Origin of the sequence: Flavobacterium pygoscelis, assembly GCF_023162025.1 — a bacterium.
GTDB classification, from domain to species: domain Bacteria; phylum Bacteroidota; class Bacteroidia; order Flavobacteriales; family Flavobacteriaceae; genus Flavobacterium; species Flavobacterium pygoscelis.
This window is the reverse complement of record NZ_JALNUB010000005.1, coordinates 79,279-99,815: the sequence shown is the minus strand read 5'-3', so window position 1 is coordinate 99,815 and position 20,537 is coordinate 79,279. Positions and strand designations below refer to the sequence as shown.

At 31.8% G+C, this 20,537-nt stretch carries 19 protein-coding genes; 10 read left to right on the top strand and 9 right to left on the bottom strand.

Annotated features, from left to right (window positions below):
- Positions 1-93 precede the first annotated feature (93 nt).
- Complete coding sequence (locus MW871_RS09255) at positions 94-495, top strand: Sec-independent protein translocase subunit TatA/TatB (RefSeq protein ID WP_188049495.1); 402 nt, start codon at positions 94-96, stop codon at positions 493-495.
- Entirely contained in the window at positions 495-1,067 is a 573-nt protein-coding gene (locus MW871_RS09250) for a phosphatase PAP2 family protein (protein WP_248428334.1), read from the top strand. The genes MW871_RS09255 and MW871_RS09250 overlap by 1 nt, the downstream gene beginning before the upstream one ends.
- Before the next feature lie 90 nt (positions 1,068-1,157).
- On the opposite strand, the gene MW871_RS09245 is transcribed toward MW871_RS09250, so the two are convergent.
- On the bottom strand, positions 1,158-1,799 hold the full coding sequence (locus MW871_RS09245) for an O-methyltransferase (RefSeq protein WP_248428333.1): 642 nt from the start codon (positions 1,797-1,799) through the stop codon (positions 1,158-1,160).
- Between the two features lie 81 nt (positions 1,800-1,880).
- Between MW871_RS09245 and rlmN the strand changes: the two genes are divergently transcribed.
- The gene (gene rlmN / locus MW871_RS09240) at positions 1,881-2,924 is read left to right on the top strand and encodes a dual-specificity RNA methyltransferase RlmN (RefSeq protein WP_248428332.1); all 1,044 of its coding nucleotides are present in this window, start codon (positions 1,881-1,883) and stop codon (positions 2,922-2,924) included.
- A gap of 87 nt (positions 2,925-3,011) precedes the next feature.
- Here the strand turns inward: rlmN and MW871_RS09235 are convergent, their stop codons facing one another.
- From MW871_RS09235 to MW871_RS09225, 3 genes are read right to left on the bottom strand one after another with little or no spacing between them, the layout of a single operon-like run.
- The gene (locus tag MW871_RS09235) at positions 3,012-4,094 is read right to left on the bottom strand and encodes an alkaline phosphatase family protein (RefSeq protein ID WP_248428331.1); all 1,083 of its coding nucleotides are present in this window, start codon (positions 4,092-4,094) and stop codon (positions 3,012-3,014) included.
- Positions 4,095-4,105: 11 nt separating this feature from the next.
- Positions 4,106-5,515 carry a SusD/RagB family nutrient-binding outer membrane lipoprotein gene (locus tag MW871_RS09230; protein ID WP_248428330.1) on the bottom strand — a complete coding sequence of 470 codons (1,410 nt, stop codon included), beginning with the start codon at positions 5,513-5,515 and terminating at the stop codon, positions 4,106-4,108.
- A 10-nt stretch (positions 5,516-5,525) separates the two neighbouring features.
- Positions 5,526-8,615 carry a SusC/RagA family TonB-linked outer membrane protein gene (locus tag MW871_RS09225; RefSeq protein ID WP_248428329.1) on the bottom strand — a complete coding sequence of 1,030 codons (3,090 nt, stop codon included), beginning with the start codon at positions 8,613-8,615 and terminating at the stop codon, positions 5,526-5,528.
- A gap of 193 nt (positions 8,616-8,808) precedes the next feature.
- Between MW871_RS09225 and MW871_RS09220 the strand changes: the two genes are divergently transcribed.
- From MW871_RS09220 to dnaG, 5 genes are all read left to right on the top strand, one after another.
- A complete protein-coding gene (locus tag MW871_RS09220; RefSeq protein WP_248428328.1) occupies positions 8,809-9,786 on the top strand; it encodes a polyprenyl synthetase family protein in 978 nt (325 codons plus the stop codon).
- A gap of 268 nt (positions 9,787-10,054) precedes the next feature.
- Entirely contained in the window at positions 10,055-10,615 is a 561-nt protein-coding gene (locus MW871_RS09215) for an RNA polymerase sigma factor (RefSeq protein ID WP_210644504.1), read from the top strand.
- Positions 10,602-11,306, top strand: a complete 705-nt coding sequence (locus tag MW871_RS09210) for a hypothetical protein (protein ID WP_248428327.1) — start codon at positions 10,602-10,604, stop codon at positions 11,304-11,306. The genes MW871_RS09215 and MW871_RS09210 overlap by 14 nt, the downstream gene beginning before the upstream one ends.
- A 35-nt stretch (positions 11,307-11,341) precedes the next feature.
- The gene (locus tag MW871_RS09205) at positions 11,342-12,937 is read left to right on the top strand and encodes a hypothetical protein (protein WP_248428326.1); all 1,596 of its coding nucleotides are present in this window, start codon (positions 11,342-11,344) and stop codon (positions 12,935-12,937) included.
- Positions 12,938-13,069: 132 nt separating this feature from the next.
- The gene (dnaG, locus tag MW871_RS09200) at positions 13,070-15,043 is read left to right on the top strand and encodes a DNA primase (RefSeq protein ID WP_248428325.1); all 1,974 of its coding nucleotides are present in this window, start codon (positions 13,070-13,072) and stop codon (positions 15,041-15,043) included.
- Here dnaG and MW871_RS09195 read toward each other — a convergent pair.
- Complete coding sequence (locus tag MW871_RS09195) at positions 15,040-15,669, bottom strand: response regulator transcription factor (protein ID WP_188048786.1); 630 nt, start codon at positions 15,667-15,669, stop codon at positions 15,040-15,042. The two genes, dnaG and MW871_RS09195, sit on opposite strands and share 4 nt — an antisense overlap.
- 94 nt (positions 15,670-15,763) lie before the next feature.
- On the bottom strand, positions 15,764-16,564 hold the full coding sequence (gene nadE, locus MW871_RS09190) for an NAD(+) synthase (protein WP_188048785.1): 801 nt from the start codon (positions 16,562-16,564) through the stop codon (positions 15,764-15,766).
- Between the two features lie 101 nt (positions 16,565-16,665).
- Here nadE and gldB point away from each other — a divergent pair, with 101 nt between their 5' ends.
- Both gldB and gldC read left to right on the top strand, forming a co-directional pair.
- Positions 16,666-17,622 carry a gliding motility lipoprotein GldB gene (gene gldB / locus MW871_RS09185; protein ID WP_248428324.1) on the top strand — a complete coding sequence of 319 codons (957 nt, stop codon included), beginning with the start codon at positions 16,666-16,668 and terminating at the stop codon, positions 17,620-17,622.
- Positions 17,622-17,957 (top strand): gliding motility protein GldC, encoded by a 336-nt coding sequence (gene gldC, locus MW871_RS09180; protein WP_188048783.1) that lies wholly within the window; start codon positions 17,622-17,624, stop codon positions 17,955-17,957. The genes gldB and gldC overlap by 1 nt, the downstream gene beginning before the upstream one ends.
- Before the next feature lie 132 nt (positions 17,958-18,089).
- Here the strand turns inward: gldC and MW871_RS09175 are convergent, their stop codons facing one another.
- Genes MW871_RS09175 through MW871_RS09165 form a run of 3 tightly spaced genes read right to left on the bottom strand, consistent with a single transcriptional unit; the run spans position 18,090 to position 20,190 of the window.
- Positions 18,090-18,734, bottom strand: coding sequence for a hypothetical protein (locus MW871_RS09175; protein WP_188048782.1), 645 nt, complete (start codon positions 18,732-18,734; stop codon positions 18,090-18,092).
- 30 nt (positions 18,735-18,764) lie between these two features.
- Positions 18,765-19,385 (bottom strand): ribosome biogenesis GTP-binding protein YihA/YsxC, encoded by a 621-nt coding sequence (gene yihA / locus MW871_RS09170; protein ID WP_188048781.1) that lies wholly within the window; start codon positions 19,383-19,385, stop codon positions 18,765-18,767.
- Between the two features lie 34 nt (positions 19,386-19,419).
- Positions 19,420-20,190: an alpha/beta fold hydrolase gene (locus MW871_RS09165; RefSeq protein ID WP_188048780.1), complete on the bottom strand. Its 771-nt coding sequence runs from the start codon at positions 20,188-20,190 to the stop codon at positions 19,420-19,422.
- Between the last annotated feature and the right edge of the window lie 347 nt (positions 20,191-20,537).

Sequence of the window (20,537 nt, the reverse complement as noted above, 5' to 3'; positions counted from 1 at the left end):
AAAAGAGACTCTGAAAAGAGTCTTTTTTTTATGAAATATTTAAAAGTACAAGGTTCAAAATTTAATATCTTTGTAACACTAAAAAATAAAATTATGTTTGGTATAGGTGGTGGCGAATTAATTTTTATCATGTTTATAATATTAATGCTGTTTGGATCTGATAAAGTTCCAGAAGTCGCTCGAACTATGGGTAAAGCGATGGCACAGTTAAAGAATGCTACAAATGATATAAAAAGTGAAATTCAAAAAGGAGCTGAATCTAACGGATTTGATTCACAATCATTATTAGATTTACAGGGTAATATCACTTCGGAAATTAATAAAGTAAAGGATAACTTATTGGGTGATACGTCTCAGTATAATGATTTCGCTGTAAATATTAGTACTGAGCTTAATAAAGCTAAAGAAAACTTACTTGGCGATGTTAATGGCTCGTTAGAAGGAACTAAAGAAATTATTGAAGATGTTTCTGGACCTATAAAACGCCAAATGTAATGTTAGAGAAAATACTTTCTTTAGACACTGAATTATTGGTTTTTTTGAATGGTTTAGGATCTCCTACCTACGATGCCCTTTGGTTGTTTATAACCAAACAAAGCAATTGGATTCCGCTTTTCTTACTTTTATTGTATGTTATTTTTAAAAAAATTGGCGGGAAGCAAACATTATATCTTTTATTGTTTGTGGCTCTTTTAGTAACGTTTACGGATCAAATGACCAATTTATTTAAAAATGGATTTCAAAGATTGCGTCCTTGTAATAATCCTGAAATCAATTCTTTTATAAGAGTGGTGCAAGTACGAAACTCTTTCAGTTTTTTCTCTGGACATGCAGCAAATTCAATGGCAGTTGCTTCTTTTTTATATTTTACTTTAAGATCGTATTTTAAATATTTTCTGTTAATCTTTCTTTGGCCTTTTATATTTGCTTACAGTAGGATTTATCTAGGATTGCATTATCCAGGAGATATTTTAACGGGTTATTTGTTCGGATTTACTTTTGGTTTCCTAATGTATAAATTATATAAAGTGGCACAAAAAAAGTATTTTCCAAAGCCAAACTTATAATATTTAGAAGTCTAATAATACTATTGCTCTTTAATAAATATAAACTAAATCTGTTAGATAGGTTCTAAATTTTTGGATGCTGTTTTTTAATTACAAAACCCTACTAACAGTCAAACCATCGCGAATAGGTAGCAAAACTGTTTCTACTCTAGGATCTTCTTTCAGTAATTTATTGTATTCCATTATTATTTTTGTGCTAATATCATTCGGTTGAACAGTTTCTAGAACTTTACCGCTCCACAATACATTATCAGATAAAATAATGCCTCCTTTATTCATGTTTGGTAATATCAATTCGAAATAATTGATATAGTTTTCTTTATCGGCATCTATAAAAACAAGATCGAATTTAGTTTGTAGCGTTGGAATTATATCTACCGCTTCTCCTAAATACTGAAAAATTTGTTTTCCCCAAGGTGACTTGTCAAAATGCTTTCGCTGAAAATCAACCAGCTCTTCTTTTATATCAATGGTATGAAGTGTCCCGTTTTCTTGCATTCCTTCGCACAAGCACAAAGCAGAATATCCAGTGTAAGTTCCAATTTCTAATATGTTTACAGGGCGAATAAGTTTAGAAAGCATGCTTAAAACTCGACCTTGAAAATGTCCGCTTAACATTCTTGGAAGTAAAATTTTTTGATAGGTTTCTTTGTTTAAAGCGGCTAATAAAACAGGTTCTTTTTCAGAATGTTGCTCGATGTAGTCTTCTAGTTCTTGGGAAATGAAATGCATTATTTAGATAATTTTCAATTGTCAGCAAAGTTATCAATTTATCAAAACAACAAATCAAGAAATTGTCATTAAATTTGCATCATGGAAATTGATAAAAAAGACATTCGAGCCTTGTCGAAAGAAGCATTAAGAGAATTTTTTGTTGCGAATGGGGATAAAGCCTTTCGTGGGAATCAAGTATATGAATGGCTTTGGAGTAAAGGAGCGCATAGTTTTGAGGATATGACAAATGTTTCAAAAGAAACAAGAAATAAGCTAGAAGCTAATTTTGTCATCAATCATATCAATGTAGATACGATTCAACGAAGTGAGGATGGAACTGTAAAAAATGCCGTTCGTTTGCACGATGGTTTAGTTGTAGAGTCGGTTTTAATTCCTACTAATACACGAACAACAGCTTGCGTATCTAGCCAAGTAGGTTGCAGTTTAGATTGTAATTTTTGTGCCACAGCACGATTAAAAAGAATGCGTAATCTGGAACCTGGAGAAATTTACGATCAAGTATTAGCTATAGATAAAGAGAGTAGGTTGTATTACAATCATCCTTTATCGAATATTGTTTTCATGGGAATGGGTGAGCCGCTGATGAATTATAATAATGTCTTGAAAGCAATCGAAATGATTATTTCGCCAGAAGGATTAGGCATGTCTCCCAAACGAATTATGGTATCGACTTCTGGAGTACCAAAGATGATAAAAAAATTAGCTGACGATGATGTTAAATTTAAATTAGCTGTTTCTTTACACTCCGCAATTGATGAAATTCGCTCTCGAATAATGCCGTTTAGTGCTAATTTCCCTTTAGCAGATTTAAGAGAATCATTAGAATATTGGTATAGAAAAACAAAAAGCAAGATTTCTTACGAATATGTGGTTTGGAAAGGAATTAATGATAATAAAGAATCAGTTGATGCACTAGTGAAGTTTTGTAAATATGTTCCTTGTAAAGTTAATTTGATTGAATACAATCCTATTGATGATGGAGAATTTCAACAAGCCTCAGAAGAGTCTATAAATGCTTATATTAAAGCTTTAGAAGCCAGCGGAATTGTTGTTAAAGTGAGACGTAGTAGGGGAAAAGACATAGATGCTGCATGTGGACAGTTAGCAAATAAAGAAGCTTAATTTTTATAAAAAATACCTATAGATTATAAAAATAAAAATGGTTTGACACTGTTGTCAAACCCTTTTTTACATTTCTAAACGGTCGAATTATTTAATTACTCCAAGAATTTCTTTTGAAATAGGATGCTTTGCTTCATAAGTATATCCCATGATTTTGGCAATGGTTTGTGCAAATTGATTTTGATACAATTGATTTTCATTAGTCATTTCTCCTTTAGCTTCAATCTGTGGTCCCATTGCAGCAAACCAAATTTCAGAGGCGTCTTTTATATCAGGGCCATGACTAGTCCATTCTGCTTTTGTGAGATCGCCGCGTCCATGATCAGTAGTAAAAATCAACGCAGTTTTATTTTTGTATTGTGGGTCATTTTGCACAAAGTTCCAAATCTCCTTCATCCAGGCATCCACTTGATGAGCCGCATCCAAATAAGAACGGTAAAAGCCAGCGTGAGCCCATTCATCTGTTTCTCCATAAGAGATGTATAACACACGAGGTTTATTGGTTTTCAATTCTTCTAATGCGCCATAATGGGTAAAAATATCTAGACATTCTTCCTCGTGAAAGGGTTTGAAAGAATCGGCAAGCATGGCATTAATAAGTTGCTGTTTCGCTGTTGGATTTTTCCCTCCTGTTTTATCAAATGCAGATATTACAGGAAAACCAGCTCTTTTTTCATTTAAAATATTGTCAAAAGCATCCCAAGCTCCAAAAGCGGCTACTTTTCCTTTAATTTTAGGTTGTTTGTTTAGATATTCTAACACGGTTACATTAGGATTGGCAGGATATTTATTCGAATTGATTAATGTATCAGCATATCCAGTCATGATTTCGTTGTATCCAGGATAACTAAACCAATACGGATTAGCATTATTAACTTTATTTCCTAAAGTTCTATTGCCATACAGTTGTCCTTTTTTTGCTAAAACAGACCACATAAAAGGCATAAGTTTTTCTCGTCGTTCTTTGGGATTTTCAGCCCAATATTTTTTATAAATGTAGCTGCTGTCGTTCTGATTGAATTTTTTATCTCTTGCTAAATTTTCGTCCATTCCTTTGAAAGCTTCTTGCCATCTAAAACCATCTGTAGTAATGATAATTATGTTTTCGGCTTGTTGTGCTTTACTATGTATAGCACTAAAAAGTAGTAATATCAAAAATATTTTTTTCATGTTTTTTTTATTTAATTAAAATTATCCCACCATATTTTTTTGTTAATATCATCACCACCCATTTTTTGTAGTGCTTTATTGTTGTTTTCTGCATTTACAGATTGTTCAAGACTTGGATACATGATGCGTCTAGGAACTTTACCGTTATTTTTGGATCCGGGTCCTGCTTTTATAAAGCTAGGTTTCCCTGTTCTTTTCCAATCTAACCATGACTCAATTCCTGTATGATATAGAGCCAACCATTTTTGTACATATAAAACTTCTGTGGTAGAATTATAAGGAGCAATAGTTGTTAAGTAGTTGGCAGGCATCGTAACATTCCATTGTTTGAAGGAAGCTTCTACTGCCGTATTGTAATATCCTTGTGCATTCCCATTAGTAATAAGATTGCGTTGACTAGCTTCTGCTAATAAAAAGTTTAACTCGCTGTACGTCATCAATAGTGAGGCTATTTTTGTTTTCGTATAAAAATAATTTTCGGCTCTTCTAGAGTAATTGGTAGGTCCTCCAATTTTATCTAATGTAAGACCTGGTAACAACCCTAAATGATTATTTTTACCTTCTATTGGGTCAATCCACTCCTCAAGTCTAGTATCACTATTTGCTATTAGGGTGTTTACTAAATGAGTAGAAGGAATTACGATATTATAACCGTATAATCTATTAATACCATCACTCATTGGAGAAATGTTAGGATAACTTCCAGAGTAAAAATAAGTAGCATTGTCTGCATTTGACTGAAATATTGGATATTGTGATGGTTTGCTAACAATTTCATTTATTGTGAGGCTAACATTTTTTTTATTAGAAATACGCATCAATAACCTTAAATGTAGTGAATTAGCAAATTTTCGCCATTTTAGCATATCACCATTAAACAATAAATCTCCTTCGATTTTTAATTTAGTGTCAATTATACTATTGGCTTTATCTAAATTCAATAGCAGTTGGGTGTAAATTTCCTCTTGTGAATCATATTTGGGTTTTAAAATGCCTTCTTCTCCTCTTGAAGCTTCCAAATAGGGAGCATCGCCATACGTATCTGTAATTAAACTCATCGAGTAAGTTTCTAAAATTAAACTTACAGCTTCATAGTTTTTATCGTTTAAAGCGATGGCTTGTTTTTTAAGATCGTATATGTCATTCAGCCATTTGTATTTTTCCCAAAAACGATCATCTGAACCCCAATTGTAAATATCCAATTCATTGTATTCATAATTGCCTCCGTATTGTGCTACAATATCTCCAAAATTGTATGAATCTGAAACATTACTATTTGCTAAATTGAATATTATATTTGGTAAAAGTTGCTTTGGCTGTGAAGTAGTAGGTTGGTTTTTATTGGTATTAATTTCTTCAAACCCATCGGTGCAAGAAACACTAAATGTGAATAGTGTTATTAGTAAAATTATTTTTTTCATGATTATTATTTTAGAATGAAGCATTTAATTTGATTCCGTAATTTCTAGAAGAGGGCAGCTGTAAAACTTCAAAACCTGGCAATAAAGTGCCACCACTTATTGCTTGTGTTTCTGGATCTATGTTAGGGACTTTTGTCCAAAGGGCTAAATTATTTCCTACCAAACCAATGCTTAGATTTTGCATTTTAAAAGTAGTTATCCATTTAGTTGATAGTCTATAATTCAAACTCACTTCTCTCAATTTTACATACGAAGCATCAAACGTATTGGCTTCTATATTATCTCTTCTATAAGCATTAGAGTAATACCAGTTTTCTGCACTTACTGAAGTTGTATTGGGACTATAACTTCCATCTGAATTTTGTACAACGCCTTTTCCTATTATTCCTGTTTCTCTACCAGGTAATGAAACGGCTAATATGCCACTTTCCATTCCGATAGAATTTGTCATCGAATATATTTTCCCTCCCTGTCTTATGTCTACTAGAGCATTAAAATTGAAATTTTTATATTTCAAATTAGTAGTAAGACCTAACATCCAATCAGGATTGTAGTTTCCTATTTTTTTTATTTTAGTATCAAGTATCGGAGATCCCATATCGTCAAATACAATTTGATTGTCTGGACTTCTCAAATAACCACGCCCGTACATGTCGCCCATTCGTTCTCCTACACGAGCTTCTATTGTTCCGCCACTTGGGCCTTGAGCAATGATGTAATTGTCAATTCCTGGTGTTAACTCTTTTACAGTTCCTCTATTTCTAGTGAAATTTGCATTTATCGACCATTCAAAATCTTTGGTTCTAATAGGTATAATTCCCAATCCCAATTCTAATCCCTTATTTTGAATTTTACCCGCATTAATAACATTCGAATTAAATCCAGAAGCTTGTGAAATATCTAAACCTACAATTTGATTTTTAGAATTGGTGATATAATAACTCACATCAAGTGTTACTCTCTTCTTGAAAAGTTGGACTTCAATTCCTGCTTCATACGATGTGGCAATCTCAGGTTTTAAATTACTGTTTAAAATGGCGTCCGGATTAGTCAAAGTTCCAGGAAGTGAACCGTTAGAATAGGTTTTTACTAATCGATAAGGATCGGTGTCGTTACCTACAGATGCTGCGTTTACTCTCAATTTCAAAAAATCAATCTTATCATTCATTTCAAACAAAGAGGTTGGAATAAAACTTAAAGAAGCAGAAGGATAAAAATAGGAATTGTTATTCACAGGAAGCGTAGAGGACCAATCATTTCTTGCTGTTAGGTCTAAATACAAGTAGTCTTTATAGCCTATGTTGGCTAAGCTGTAGATACTGTTAATGCGCTTTTTATAAATATTTCTAGATTGAATAGGCAGTACATTGATGTTTTGCAAATTATATATACCAGGAATACTTATTCCTTGTCCTTCAATTTTACTTTCGGATGTGTATTGGTTCATGCTATTGGCTCCATAAGAAACTTTAACAGAAAAATCACCAAAAGTATGATCGTAAGAAAGCAGCATATCGGCATTGTATTCTGTAAATCCTATAGTTTGCTCGCGATACATTCCTTGTGTATATCGTGAGGAACCAATTGGTCTGCGAGACCATCTAAAATCATTCGAATTATCCATTCCTATTCTTCCCATTAAGGAAAAATCAGTATTGATTTGATATGTTGAAGAAACATTTCCAAAAAGACGTCCTTTCTTAAACGCATTTATATTTTCATAAGCAATTTTAAAAGGATTGTCTCCCCAGCCAAACATGCTGTTTTGTTTCACGTCTTTTATAATCCAATACTCTTTTAACCAATCCAAATCTACATTAGTGTGATTCCAAAGCAAATTATACATAATACCTTGGCTCCCATAACCTGTAACAGGAGTGTTATCACTGTTGCTTTTAGTATAAGTGGCAACAGTTGCGAGTTTCCATTTATCTGAAATAGAATAATTTAGATTTAAACTTATGTTTTCTCTTCTTAAATTAGAATTGGGAACAATATCTTCGCTTGTCGTTTTTCCGTAACTAAGTCTAAAATTTGTTTTTTCATCCGATCCAGAAATAGAGACAGAATTAGAAATTGAACTTCCTTTTCTAAAAAAATCATTTAAGTTGTATCTAAATTCAAAGGGTAAAACTTGGCCTTGGCCCACTGCATAACCTGGACTTCCGTTCTGAAGTATAGCAAGACCAGAACCTAAACGTGGTCCTAAATTGGTATCGGCTCCTGGGTCATAAACCTGTTTAGAACCCGCGCCATATTGATCTTGAATCTCAGGTAGTCGCAATGCCTCACTGGTCATAAAAGAAGAAGAAATAGTCACTCCCAAACCTTTATTCTTTTTTCCCCATTTGGTTGTTATTACAATTACACCATTGGCCGCTCTAGAGCCGTATAAAGCAGATGCTGCAGCCCCTTTTAATACGTTAACACTTTCAATATTTTCTTGATCAATTTCCGAAGCTCCGTTACCATAATCAGTAGGTAAGTCGGCTTGATTTGTTGCAGAACTTCCTACGCCATAAACGGTATTGTTAATGGGAATACCATCTACAATAAATAAGGGTCCGTTGTTGTTAATGTTTAATGATTTGTCGCCTCTGATAGTAATTCTCGAAGAGCTCGTAATCCCATTTCCAGAGCCAGTAATTTGTACTCCGGACATTTTACCGGTTAAATTTGAAACGAAATTAGCAGAGTTTACTTTATTAATATCATTTGATTTTAATTCCTGAGAGGCATATCCTAAAGCGCGTTTTTCTCTTTTTATTCCTAGAGCAGTTATTACCACCTCTCCTAAAACTACTGAGTCGTCTTGAAGTGTTATTTCTAAATTTTCTTGACGATCTACAACTACTTCTTTAGTTACAAAACCGATGAAGGTAAAAACCAAAGTATTTCCTTTTTCAGTATTAATTGAGAATTTTCCATTGGCATCAGTGATGGTTGTGTTTTTAGTTCCCTTGACTAAAACGGTTGTTCCCATCAGTGGAAATTTAGAAGAATCAGTTACTTTTCCTTGAATAGTTTTTAATTGAGCACTCATTAAATTTGCACAAAATACTAATGTAAGTAAGAGTAAATTTTGTTTTAAAATTTTCATTTTTTTTCTAGTTATGTTTGTGGTGCAAACTTAGAAGTCAGATAACAAGTTCTAATTAAGGAAACTTTAACAATGACGAATTGTTAATTAAGAATTGGTTAGCAATGTTAAGAGTAAGTTTTTTTAATTTCGATTAGTAAAATTTATTTTAAGTCTGTTTATAACTACGAAAAGATGTAACTTTGAAAGCGAAATGAATGTCACCTCTCAAATTAAACAGCCCATTTTTAAAGAAATGGAACTTTTTGAAAAAAAGTTCTATGAATCGATGACTTCGCAAGTGGCTTTGTTGAATAGAATTACCTATTACATTGTCAATAGAAAGGGGAAACAAATGCGACCTATGTTTGTTTTTTTAACATCCAAAATGGTTTCAGAAGGCATTGTAAATGACCGAACTTACCGTGGTGCTTGTGTCATAGAGCTGATTCATACTGCAACTTTAGTGCATGATGATGTTGTAGATGATAGCAACAGACGAAGAGGTTTTTTCTCTATTAATGCACTTTGGAAAAATAAAATTGCCGTTTTAGTAGGCGATTATTTATTGTCTAAAGGATTATTACTCTCTATAGATAATGGTGATTTTGATTTGCTTAGGATCATATCTGTCGCTGTGCGCGAAATGAGCGAGGGTGAGCTGCTACAAATCGAAAAAGCCCGGAGACTTGATATTACCGAGGAAGTTTATTACGACATTATTCGAAAAAAGACAGCAACACTTATTGCTGCTTGTTGTGCGCTTGGTGCAAAATCTGTAATTGAAGATGATGTTCAGGTGGAGAATATGAGAAAATTTGGTGAGCTTATAGGAATGGCTTTCCAGATCAAAGATGATTTGTTTGATTATACTGATGAAGCCATTGGTAAACCCACCGGAATTGATATTAAAGAACAAAAAATGACTTTGCCACTTATTCATGTTTTGAATATGTGTACTTCAAAAGAAAAAAGTTGGTTGATCAATTCTATAAAAAACCACAATAAAGATAAAAAAAGAGTTAAAGAAGTTATTGCATTCGTAAAGAACAATAACGGTTTAGTCTACGCTGAAAATAAAATGATCGAATTTCAGCAGGAAGCCTTATCTCTTTTGGATAATTATCCTGACTCTGAATATAAAGAGGCGCTAATCTTAATGGTTAACTACGTTATTGAAAGAAAAAAATAAATTATAGAATTAGACAATTTATAAGTTTAATTTGAATAGTTTATTTTTTTTATTAAAGATTCTATATTTTATATTATTGTTTATGTATTGTAAATCAGCACTATAATTTTTGTATTTAGATATTTTTTACTTTTTTTAAATTATCCATGCAACCTTTTTGTATTCATTCTCGTCTATACTAATAGAAGTCTTATTCAATGTCAAAAAGCAATTAAAACAAGAATAATTTTTTTGCTATTACTATTGAATTTTGTCATTGAAATCATTTATGAAAGTAATCCAATTACATCAACAAGAAAAAGAGTTAATTCAGTTGGCTGTCGAAAATAATCGGCAAGCACAACAGCAGCTTTACACTCAATTTTCTCCTAAAATGTTAAGTGTTTGCCGCCAATATATAAAGGATATACATCAAGCAGAAGACATTATGATAACTGCCTTTATGAAAGTTTTTGTTAACCTTCAAAACTTCGAAAATAAAGGAAGTTTTGAAGGTTGGATTAGAAGGATAATGGTCAATGAATGTATTTCTTTTATCAGAGTCAATAAAAAAGTTAAATACATCGAAGAGGAAACTTATTTGGAAGAAAGCTTTAATAATATAGAAAGCAAATTTTCAATAGATGATATACAGTTTTTGATCGATGGCTTACCAGAGGGTTATAAAATGGTGTTCAATTTATTTGCGATCGAAGGTTTTAAGCACAATGAAATAGCAAGTTTATTAGGAATAAGTGAAGGAACATCAAAGTCGCAATTATCACATGCTAGAAAAATGTTGCAAGGACAGATTAACAAGTTAAAAAATTACAGTTATGGAACCAGATAATTTTGAAGAACAATTTAAAGCGCAATTAAACGTAAGGGAAATAAAACCGACGCCAATGGCTTGGGAAAAATTGGATAGTATGTTAACTGCTGCCGAAAAGCCAAAAAGTAAGTTCTCTTGGATTTATATTGCAGCTAGTTTTGTTGGGTTTTTAATGATTTCAACGTTTTATTTTAATAGTTCTGAAAGTGTCAAAACACAAACGATTAACCCAATTGTTCTTGAGCAAAAAGGAATAGATACTAATATTGAGGAACCTACAATAAAGAAAAAAGAAGATTTATCTAAAACGGTTCAAAACGGAATGCCAAAATCTTCTGGAGTTCTTGCTGTTGCCACTAGCTCGAAAAGCAATCTAATTCAAAAATCTTATGCAATAAAAGATTCTTCTACTAGAGATCCGATAAATAATGTTAAGATAAATAAAGCTGTTGGGAATAGTGAAAATACAATAGATATTTCTAAAAGATACAGTTCTGCTGAAAAATTGTTAGCTGAAATTAGTAACACGAAGTACGAAAACAAAGCTGTTCAACCAAACAATATAGGGATTACTGTTAGTGCAAACAGCTTGCTCTCTGATGCTGAAACCGAATTAAATCAATCCTTTAGAGAAAAAGCATTAGATAAATTCAGCAAAAATTATAATGCTATAAAAACAGTTTTAGTTAATAGAAATTATCAAGATTAAACCAATCATCAATCATCAATCAAAAAACGAAAATCATGAGAAAAATTATTTTATTTACAGTTATTCTTTTGGTCGCTATGGTCGCCAAATTAAACGCTCAAAGTACAGGAAGTTATAAATATGTGCTAGACTGGTCGTATTGGGAACCAAACTCTCCTAATTACAACATGAGTTTTGAAAAAAATCCACAGCTAATGGATCAAAATATTTTTACCATGAAGTCAGTTAAAAATAAGATTTATGGTTTTGGTTCCCTTATGAAAACCGTTCCATCTGATTTATATAAAGGAAAAACAGTTAAAATGTCTGGATATGTAAAAAGTGAAAAAGCAAAATCTGGTGCTGCATTATGGATGCGTGTTGATTATTATTCAGCTCAAGTTCTCGCTTTTGACAATATGAACGGTAGACGCATTAAAGGAACAACAGACTGGCAAAAATATGAAATCGTATTATTTGTACCAGTTGATGCTACCTCTATTTCTTATGGTGTTTTATTAAATGAAACAGGTCAAGTTTGGTTTAAAGACATTACTATAGAAATAGTAGATGATTCTCTTGCGGAAACAGGCTACAATAAAGGAAGAGACAATAAATTGATTTCCTTTGAAAAAAGAGCCAAAGCAATAGGGGACGAAATTAAGTTGGTGAAGGATAGAGAAAAAAAGGCATTAAAAAATGAAGTAGATGCTATTGATCAAGAAGTAGAAAAAGGATTGATTTCGAAAGAAAAAGCAGAAGCACTCAAATTAGAAAAAGCAAAAGTACGTGCCAATACTATCGAAACTAAAGTAGCTTTAGAGGAGAAGAAATTGAATCAGTTAATTCAAGATAGGGTAGATGGTAAATTTGATAATGCTGAAAATGATAAAAGAGGCTCAACCAGAGTTATAATTGGGATTAGTAATGATTCTATAGGTTCTAATAATAGAGAATTCAATGTGACTTCTATGAAGTTTTATAATGGATATGAGGATAAAGAAAGTAGATTGTCTAAAAGAACTACAAGCCAATTAGTTTTTGCTGCGGGATTGAATAATGTAGTAACAAATGGAAATGTGAATAAGTCAGATTTTAGGTATTTTGGATCTCATTTTTATGAACTTGGCGTTACGTACAATAGTAGAATCTTAGAAAAGGATAATCTTTTGCACGCTAAATATGGTCTTTCTTTGATGTATAATAATCTTCGTCCAACGGATAATCGCAGTTTTGTTGTGAATGGAAATCAAACAGATCTTACTGTAGATCCTAGAGATTTAAATGATTCTCGTTTTAAAAATGTTTATTTAGTTGCGCCATTACATTTAGAATTTGATTTTTCTGGTAATAAAGATTCAAATGGGAAACCTTTATTTAGAACCCACAATAGCTTTCGTTTAGGAGTTGGAGGATATGCAGGAGTTAATTTGAAATCAAAGCAAATTATAAAATATAATGACAATGACCTAAAAGTTACTGATAAAGTAAAAGGGGATTTTAACACAACAGATTTTATTTATGGTTTAAGTACTTATGCAGGTTATAAATCGACAAGTTTATATTTGAAATATGATTTAAATCCGTTGTTTAAAAATAATGCTGTGAATCAGAATAATGTTTCTTTAGGATTGCGTTTCGATTTTAATTAAGATTTATTTGAGTTAGTTAGTTATTTAAAAAGTGCTTCGGAAGAGGCGCTTTTTTTCGTTTTAGATTTAGAATTTGAGGTTTGATTTGCGTATTTTTGCAATCTTAAAATAATTTTAATTTCCCAATATATTTTGATTTCAAAAGCGACCATTGATACTGTTTTCGAAACTGCTCGAGTAGAGGAGGTAATCGGTGATTTTGTAAATTTAAAACGGGCAGGAAGTAATTTCAAGGGATTGAGTCCTTTTTCTGAGGAGCGTTCTCCTTCGTTTATGGTTTCTCCAGCTAAAGGAATTTGGAAAGATTTTAGTTCTGGAAAAGGTGGCAACTCGGTTGCGTTCTTGATGGAACACGAACAATTTACGTATCCAGAGGCCATTCGCTATCTAGCCAAAAAATACAATATTGAAATCGAAGAAACAGAGCAAACTGATGAAGAAAAAGCAAATACCGATATTAGAGAAAGTATGTACCTCGTTTCAGAATTTGCTAAAACCTATTTTCACAATACGCTTTTAAATTCAGAGGAAGGAAAAGCGATAGGTTATTCTTATTTTAAAGAAAGAGGATTTACAAATGATACTATTGAAAAATTTGGATTAGGTTATTCTCCTGAAGCCTGGGATGCTTTTACTAAGGAAGCGCTAGGAAAAGGGTATAAATTAGAATTTTTAGAAAGTACCGGTTTAACAATTCCTAAAGACGATCGTCCATTTGATCGCTTTAAAGGGCGTGTTATGTTTCCTATTCAAAGTATGTCAGGAAGAGTGCTGGGTTTTGGAGGTAGGATTTTGACCAACGATAAAAAAGCAGCAAAATATTTAAATTCGCCTGAAAGTGATATTTACCATAAAAGTAAAGTCCTTTACGGAATTTTTCAAGCCAAACAATCTATTGCTAAATTAAATAATTGTTATTTAGTTGAAGGTTATACAGATGTGATTCAGTTTAACCAAGCAGGAATAGAGAACGTTGTTGCTTCATCTGGTACAGCATTGACGCCAGATCAAATCAGATTGATCAATAGGTTGACTAAGAATGTAACGATGCTTTTTGATGGCGATGCAGCAGGACTTCGTGCTTCTATTCGCGGAATCGATTTGATACTAGAGGAAGGGATGAATGTAAAAGTATGTGCTTTTCCTGACGGTGAAGATCCAGATAGTTTTGCCAAAAAAACTTCTCATGATGATTTAGTTTTATATCTAGAAAATAATGCTAAAGATTTTATTCAATTTAAGGCGTCACTTTTAATGAATGAAGCCAAGAACGATCCAATCAAAAAAGCAGATTTGATTCGAGATATGGTTACTAGTATTTCAAAAATTCCAGATCGTATTCAAAGAGAAATTTACATTCAGGAATGTTCTAGGATTATGGATATTTCAGAGCAAGTGCTGCAAAGTACCTTAGCACAATTAGTTCAAAAAGAAGTTACAGAAGTTGGTAAAAAACAAAAGCAAGAGCAAAAGGCTTTTGAGATTGTAAAAAATGACAATCCCATATCGCCTCAAAAAGTTGATATTTTATATCGACTCGAACGAAAAATTATAGAAATTCTTTTGTTATACGGTAATAAAAACGAAGAATTTGAAGATACGTTTTTAAAAACAAACGAAGAAGGTGAGATTGCAACATTTACAGAGAAAAAAGAATATAAAGTATATCAAAGAATTTACCTAAGCCTACAAGAAGATGAGGTAGAATTGGCCAATCCTTTGTTTAGAGATATATTTAATGATCTCATAAACTTTTATCATCAACATGAAACATTTAGTTTAGAACAATACTTGATGCATTTACAGCCTGATTTTGCTCAAGAGGTTACCGATATTTTGATGGAGGATGAACGTGTTGTTCTACATGATTGGGTAGGACAAAATATTTTTCCAAAATCAAAAGACGAGACTATAAGTCAAAATGTTTCAGAAACAATATTGACAATGCGTTGGTATTTGGTAGGAATGATAATCGAAGAATTAAAAAACTCTGTGCTATCTGAATCAAATTCGGATAATACAGAGTCTTTATCAATGATAATGGATTACAATACATTAATCCATTCTTTTTCTAAAAAACTGGGAAGAGTAATGTCTCGATACTAAACTATTTCTAGTTTTTTTGCTTTATCTACTAAGTCTACTAGGTTGGTAACATTTAACTTAGTTAATAAACGCAATTTGTATGTACTAATCGTTTTTTCGTTAAGATTTAAAATTTCAGCAATTTCATGGTTCTTTTTACCTCCACTTAAATAACGTAAAACTTCTACTTCTCGATTAGATAACTTGCGATACAAACGTTCACTTTTAGTTTGTTTAGCAATCAATGCTAAATTTTTCTTTACTGTCTCATTCATTATTATCTTGCCTTGGTAGACTTTGATAATAGAGATACCTAAAGTTTCTAATTTTTCAGATTTGTGTACAAAACCAGATACTCCGGCTTTTATGGCATTTGGTGCATAAATCTGTTCAGAAAGACCACTATAGATAATGATTTTTGTTTTTGGAAAATTTTTCAAAAGTGCTTTGACCTCAAAAATGCTGGAAAGACCTTCTAGTTCCAAATCTATTACTAAGACATCAATGTCTTTTGTTTGAAGTATATCCCGCACCATTAAGAAATTGCCAACATTGGCAACTATCGAAATGTCTGCATTATCTTTAAAGTAAGATTTTACTCCAAAATGCACAACAGGATAGTTATCGGCTATACATACTTTAATCATAATTTTAAGTTTTTAGAATTGTTTGTAATTGGATTCGTAAAATTAATAAATAATTTCTGTAATTAATTGCAAATCAATAGAAAATATGATTTCTTTAATATTTATTGATTCTACAAAAGGGAATTGGGATCATTTTGTGTTGATTTATACGATTTAATCGCTTGTATATTTCAAAAACAATACGTTCTCTTCCTGTAAAATCTGTTGCGCTTTTTTTAGATTCATCTTGTAACATTGCCCATTCTAACTCATCATAACTAGCGCCAAGTTGATCTTCATCTGTTCTGTCATCACCAAACAATCCATCAGTTGGTGAGGCGTCTAAAATTGATTTAGTTATTTTTAAATAATGACCCAATAAAAACACTTCAGATTTCATTAAATCAGCTATTGGACTTAGATCTACTCCGCCGTCACCATATTTTGTGTAAAAACCAACGCCAAAATCTTCAACTTTATTTCCTGTTCCTGCCACCAATAGTCCATGAATTCCAGCAAAATAATATAAAGTGGTCATTCTTAATCTTGCTCTAGTATTTGCTAATGCTAAATTTAATTTGGCAACATCTTCATTTTCTGGGACAACGGTTTTAAAAGTTTCAAAAGTATCCGTTAGATTCGCTTCAATACTACTTACATTTGGGAAACGTAACTTTAATTGTTCAATATGTTCTTTTCCGCGAGTTACATGACTTTGTGCTTGATGAATTGGCATTTCAACACATAAAACTTTTAATCCTGTTTGAGCACATAAGGTTGAGGTTACGGCTGAATCTACTCCGCCAGAAATACCGATCACAAACCCGTTTACCTTTGCATTTTCGGCATAAGTTTTTAACCACTTAACAATTTGATCGTTTATTTTTTCAACTTGAATGGTGCTTTTTTTAGTCATAATAATTTACATTTTAAGAAGCAGGAATGTATATTTGCAAAATGAATTACTCATTCTTTTGTTTCCTGATTTTTCTTTAGAAACAAATTTAATTAATAAATATGAAAAAATATCTGTTGCTTGTAGTCTTTTGTCTCTTTATTTTATCTTGTAATAAGAAAAATAAAGTTGAAACTGCCATATCGGTAATTCCTTTAGAAGTAAAAGTGGAGCGTTTTGATCAATTATTTTTTGAAACGAAGCCTCAAGATTTAGATAAGGTTAAAAAACAATTTCCGTTTTTTTTTCCTGCAGGAAATGACAACAGTGTTTGGATTAACAAAATGCAGGATCCAATTTGGAAAGAGGTGTACACTGAGGTTCAGAAAAAGTATGCTAATTTTGAACCTGAAAAGGAAGAATTAGAAACTCTTTTTAAACACATTAAATATTATTTTCCAGAAACAAAAATACCAAAAGTGATTACTGTTATCGCAGAAATGGACTATAATAATAAGGCTATTTATGCAGATAGTTTAGTCATCATCTCTTTAGAATTATATCTGGGAAAAGAGCACAAATTTTATCAATTCCCAAATTATTTAAAGCAAAATTTTGTAGAAAAACAAATCGCTCCTGACGTAGTGGCTAGTTTTTCGACACGTAAAATTCCACCAGTCCTTGATAAAGATCTTTTAACACAGATGATATACAATGGCAAACAATTGTATCTAAAAGATTTATTATTGCCTGAGTATTCAGATGCAGAAAAAATGGGTTATACGCCAGAACAAATTACTTGGTGTGAGGAAAATGAAAATTATATGTGGCGTTATTTTATAGAAAGAGAAATGCTTTATAATAATGATCAAAAATTAATTTCCCGATTTATAAACCCAGCTCCTTTCTCTAAATTTTATCTTGAGATTGACAATGATTCTCCGGGAAGAGTCGGAGCATGGATCGGTTGGCAAATAGTACGATCTTTTGCGAAAAATAATGATATGCCTATTTCCGAATTATTAAAAATGAATGCAAAAGAGTTGTTCGAAAAATCTAAATACAAACCCAAAAAATAATGTCAAATAAAAATACATCCGAAATTAAGTTTTTAGTCGAATTAGATGAAAACCGTGTTCCAGAAAAATTAATGTGGTCTGCTCAAGATGGAGGTGTGGAGGCGCAAGAGGCTAAAGCGATTATGCTTTCTATTTGGGATAGCAAAGCAAAGGAAAGTATGCGAATTGATCTGTGGACGAAAGATATGCCTGTTGATGAAATGAAAATTTTCTTTCACCAAACTTTAGTAGCAATGTCAGAAACTTTTAAACGTGCTACAGATGACGAAAAAATGTCAGATACCATGAAAGATTTTTGCGATTATTTTGCAGAGAAATTAGAGTTGGGTAAATAGTTAATCTTTTATCACAAACTATTCTGTATGAAGTATAGCTTCAAAATTTAAACAAAAAAAAAACTGCAATTTGATTCGTTTCAATTGCAGTTTTTTTTGTTGAATTAATGGTTTTTTAGACTTAAAGAATTTTTAATTTTGTATAGATTTTTTTTGCAAATCTTTTAGGATCTTCTTCAAGCTTCCTGTCATTAGCGTACTTGAGCTTCTGTGAAAAGAAATGTTATCGATTAATTTATTTGATTTTTGAGTTTCCCATACTGACTTTTCTTTTTTAGCGGATTCCTTTCCAATTGCCCTTTGAGAATAGATTATTTCTTGTGAATTCAAGTCGTATATTTCTAGTGTTACCTCGCTTTGGTTTGCTCCGGTTGAGTATTCGTCTTCGTATAGTCCAATTATTCCTATTTCGTCTTTGTTTTTTTTAGAAGAAATATTGATGAAATAGTCAAAACCTGTTCCGATTTTTAGCTCTTGAAGTTTTTGTTTACTTGGGTTTAATGGGATTTTATAAGGTATCAATAAATTGCTCACGTCCTCTCTGTAAAAATAGCGATCTTTTAAATTATCTTTAAAAAAGGTGGCGGCCTCATTAGTAAGCCTTTCAGAATTGTAGCCTGGACTATCTAATTGATTAAGCAACCATTTTCCATTTGTAAAATCAACGCCTGTTTTATAATCTATATTAGTTAAGACGTAAGTATTGCTTTTGCATGAAGCAAAAAGCAATAAAACAATGGCTAAAATAGGAATTGAGATAATTTTTTTTCTTGTCATGTCTATTTTTCCAAGTCTATTTAGAGTATTTTAAAACTGATTGTTGTTTTTAAATACTTCTTGGTTCACTTCGTCTATGTAGCCTAATAATTCTTCTTTTCCTGTTGATTCTGTTGCTGAGGTTACAAAATAATGAGGCATTTCGGCCCAGTTATTAGCAAACATTTTTTTCTTGTAAGCGGCAATATGTGAATCTATTTTTACTTTACTAATTTTATCTGCTTTGGTAAAAATAATACAGAAGGGAATTTCGCTTTCTCCCATGTACGACATAAATTCGATATCTATAGTTTGCGCTTCGTGGCGAATATCAATCAAAACAAATGCACATACTAATTGTTCTCTTGTTTCAAAGTAGTCTGTTATAAATTCCTGAAAAATAGATTTTGTTTTCTTAGACACTTTTGCATAACCATAACCTGGTAAATCGACTAGATACCAATTGCTGTTAATCAAAAAGTGATTGATCAATTGTGTTTTTCCAGGTCTTCCAGATGTTTTTGCTAATTTCTTATGATTTGTTATCATGTTTATCAAAGAGGATTTCCCTACATTTGATCTACCAATAAAAGCATATTCCGGCAAAAAATCTTTAGGACATTTGCTTACTTCGGAGTTACTAATAACAAATTCTGCGGTATTAATTTTCATTTTTATGTTGTGTAAAAATTCTCTTGGTATAAAATTATACTGGTAAATGTGTATTGGTTAACCACTCTTCCAGTAAATTGTTAAATTCATCTGGATGTTCCATCATAGCAGCATGTCCGCATTTGTCAATCCAATATAAAGTAGAATTTGGTAATAATTTATTAAATTCTTCTGCAACATCAGGAGGTGTAACTTTATCGTTTTTTCCCCAGATGATACAAGTCTGAACATGCATTTTTGGCAAATCTTTAGCCATATTATGGCGAATTGCACTTTTAGCAATTGTTAATGTTTTTATCAGTTTTATTCTATCATTCACAGATTCATAAACCTCATCTATAAGTTCTTTTGTGGCTACCGCAGGATCATAAAAAACATCTTCTGCTTTTTTCTTGATGTATTCGTAATCCCCTCTTTTAGGATAACTATCTCCCATTGCACTTTCGTAAAGTCCCGAACTTCCTGTAATTACAAGACCTGCTACTTTTTCAGGATACATTTTAGTGTGGTACAAAGCTATGTGTCCGCCCAATGAATTACCTAATAATATAACGCGTTCTAAACCTTTAAATGTGATGAAATCTTTTACATATTTTGCAAAACTTTTTACATTAGTTTTCAAAATATTTTGAGTGTATATGGGTAGGTCTGGAATGATGATTTTGTAGCCTTTTGTAGAAAAGTAACTAGCAACAGCATCAAAATTACTGAGTCCTCCCATTAGTCCGTGAAGTATAACGATTGGGATTCCTTCTCCAGCTTCATAATAGCTGTATCTACCTTCTTTTTTATAGTTTTTTTCCATTTTGTTTCAAACCGAATTTTCAATTTTGACAAATATATGATTTAATAAATAAAAATTAATTCTTACAACAATTTTTAATTGTAAAATTATTCTGTTCAAACATTAAAATCCTCTTTTTTGTTGGATTATTCTTCTCTATTTATGTCTTTTTCTGATTTATCTGAACCATTTTAATAGGCTGTTTAGACATCTTCAAAATGTTGTTTTTTATAACATTATGTTTCTTACAAATAAAGCAAATAATTGTTAAAGCTCTGATTGCTTATAAATTAGGCTTTTCGGGAGTAAAGTGGTTAAACTTATTAACAAAGTGGTATATAGTGGTAAAATGTGGTAATTTTTTTTAT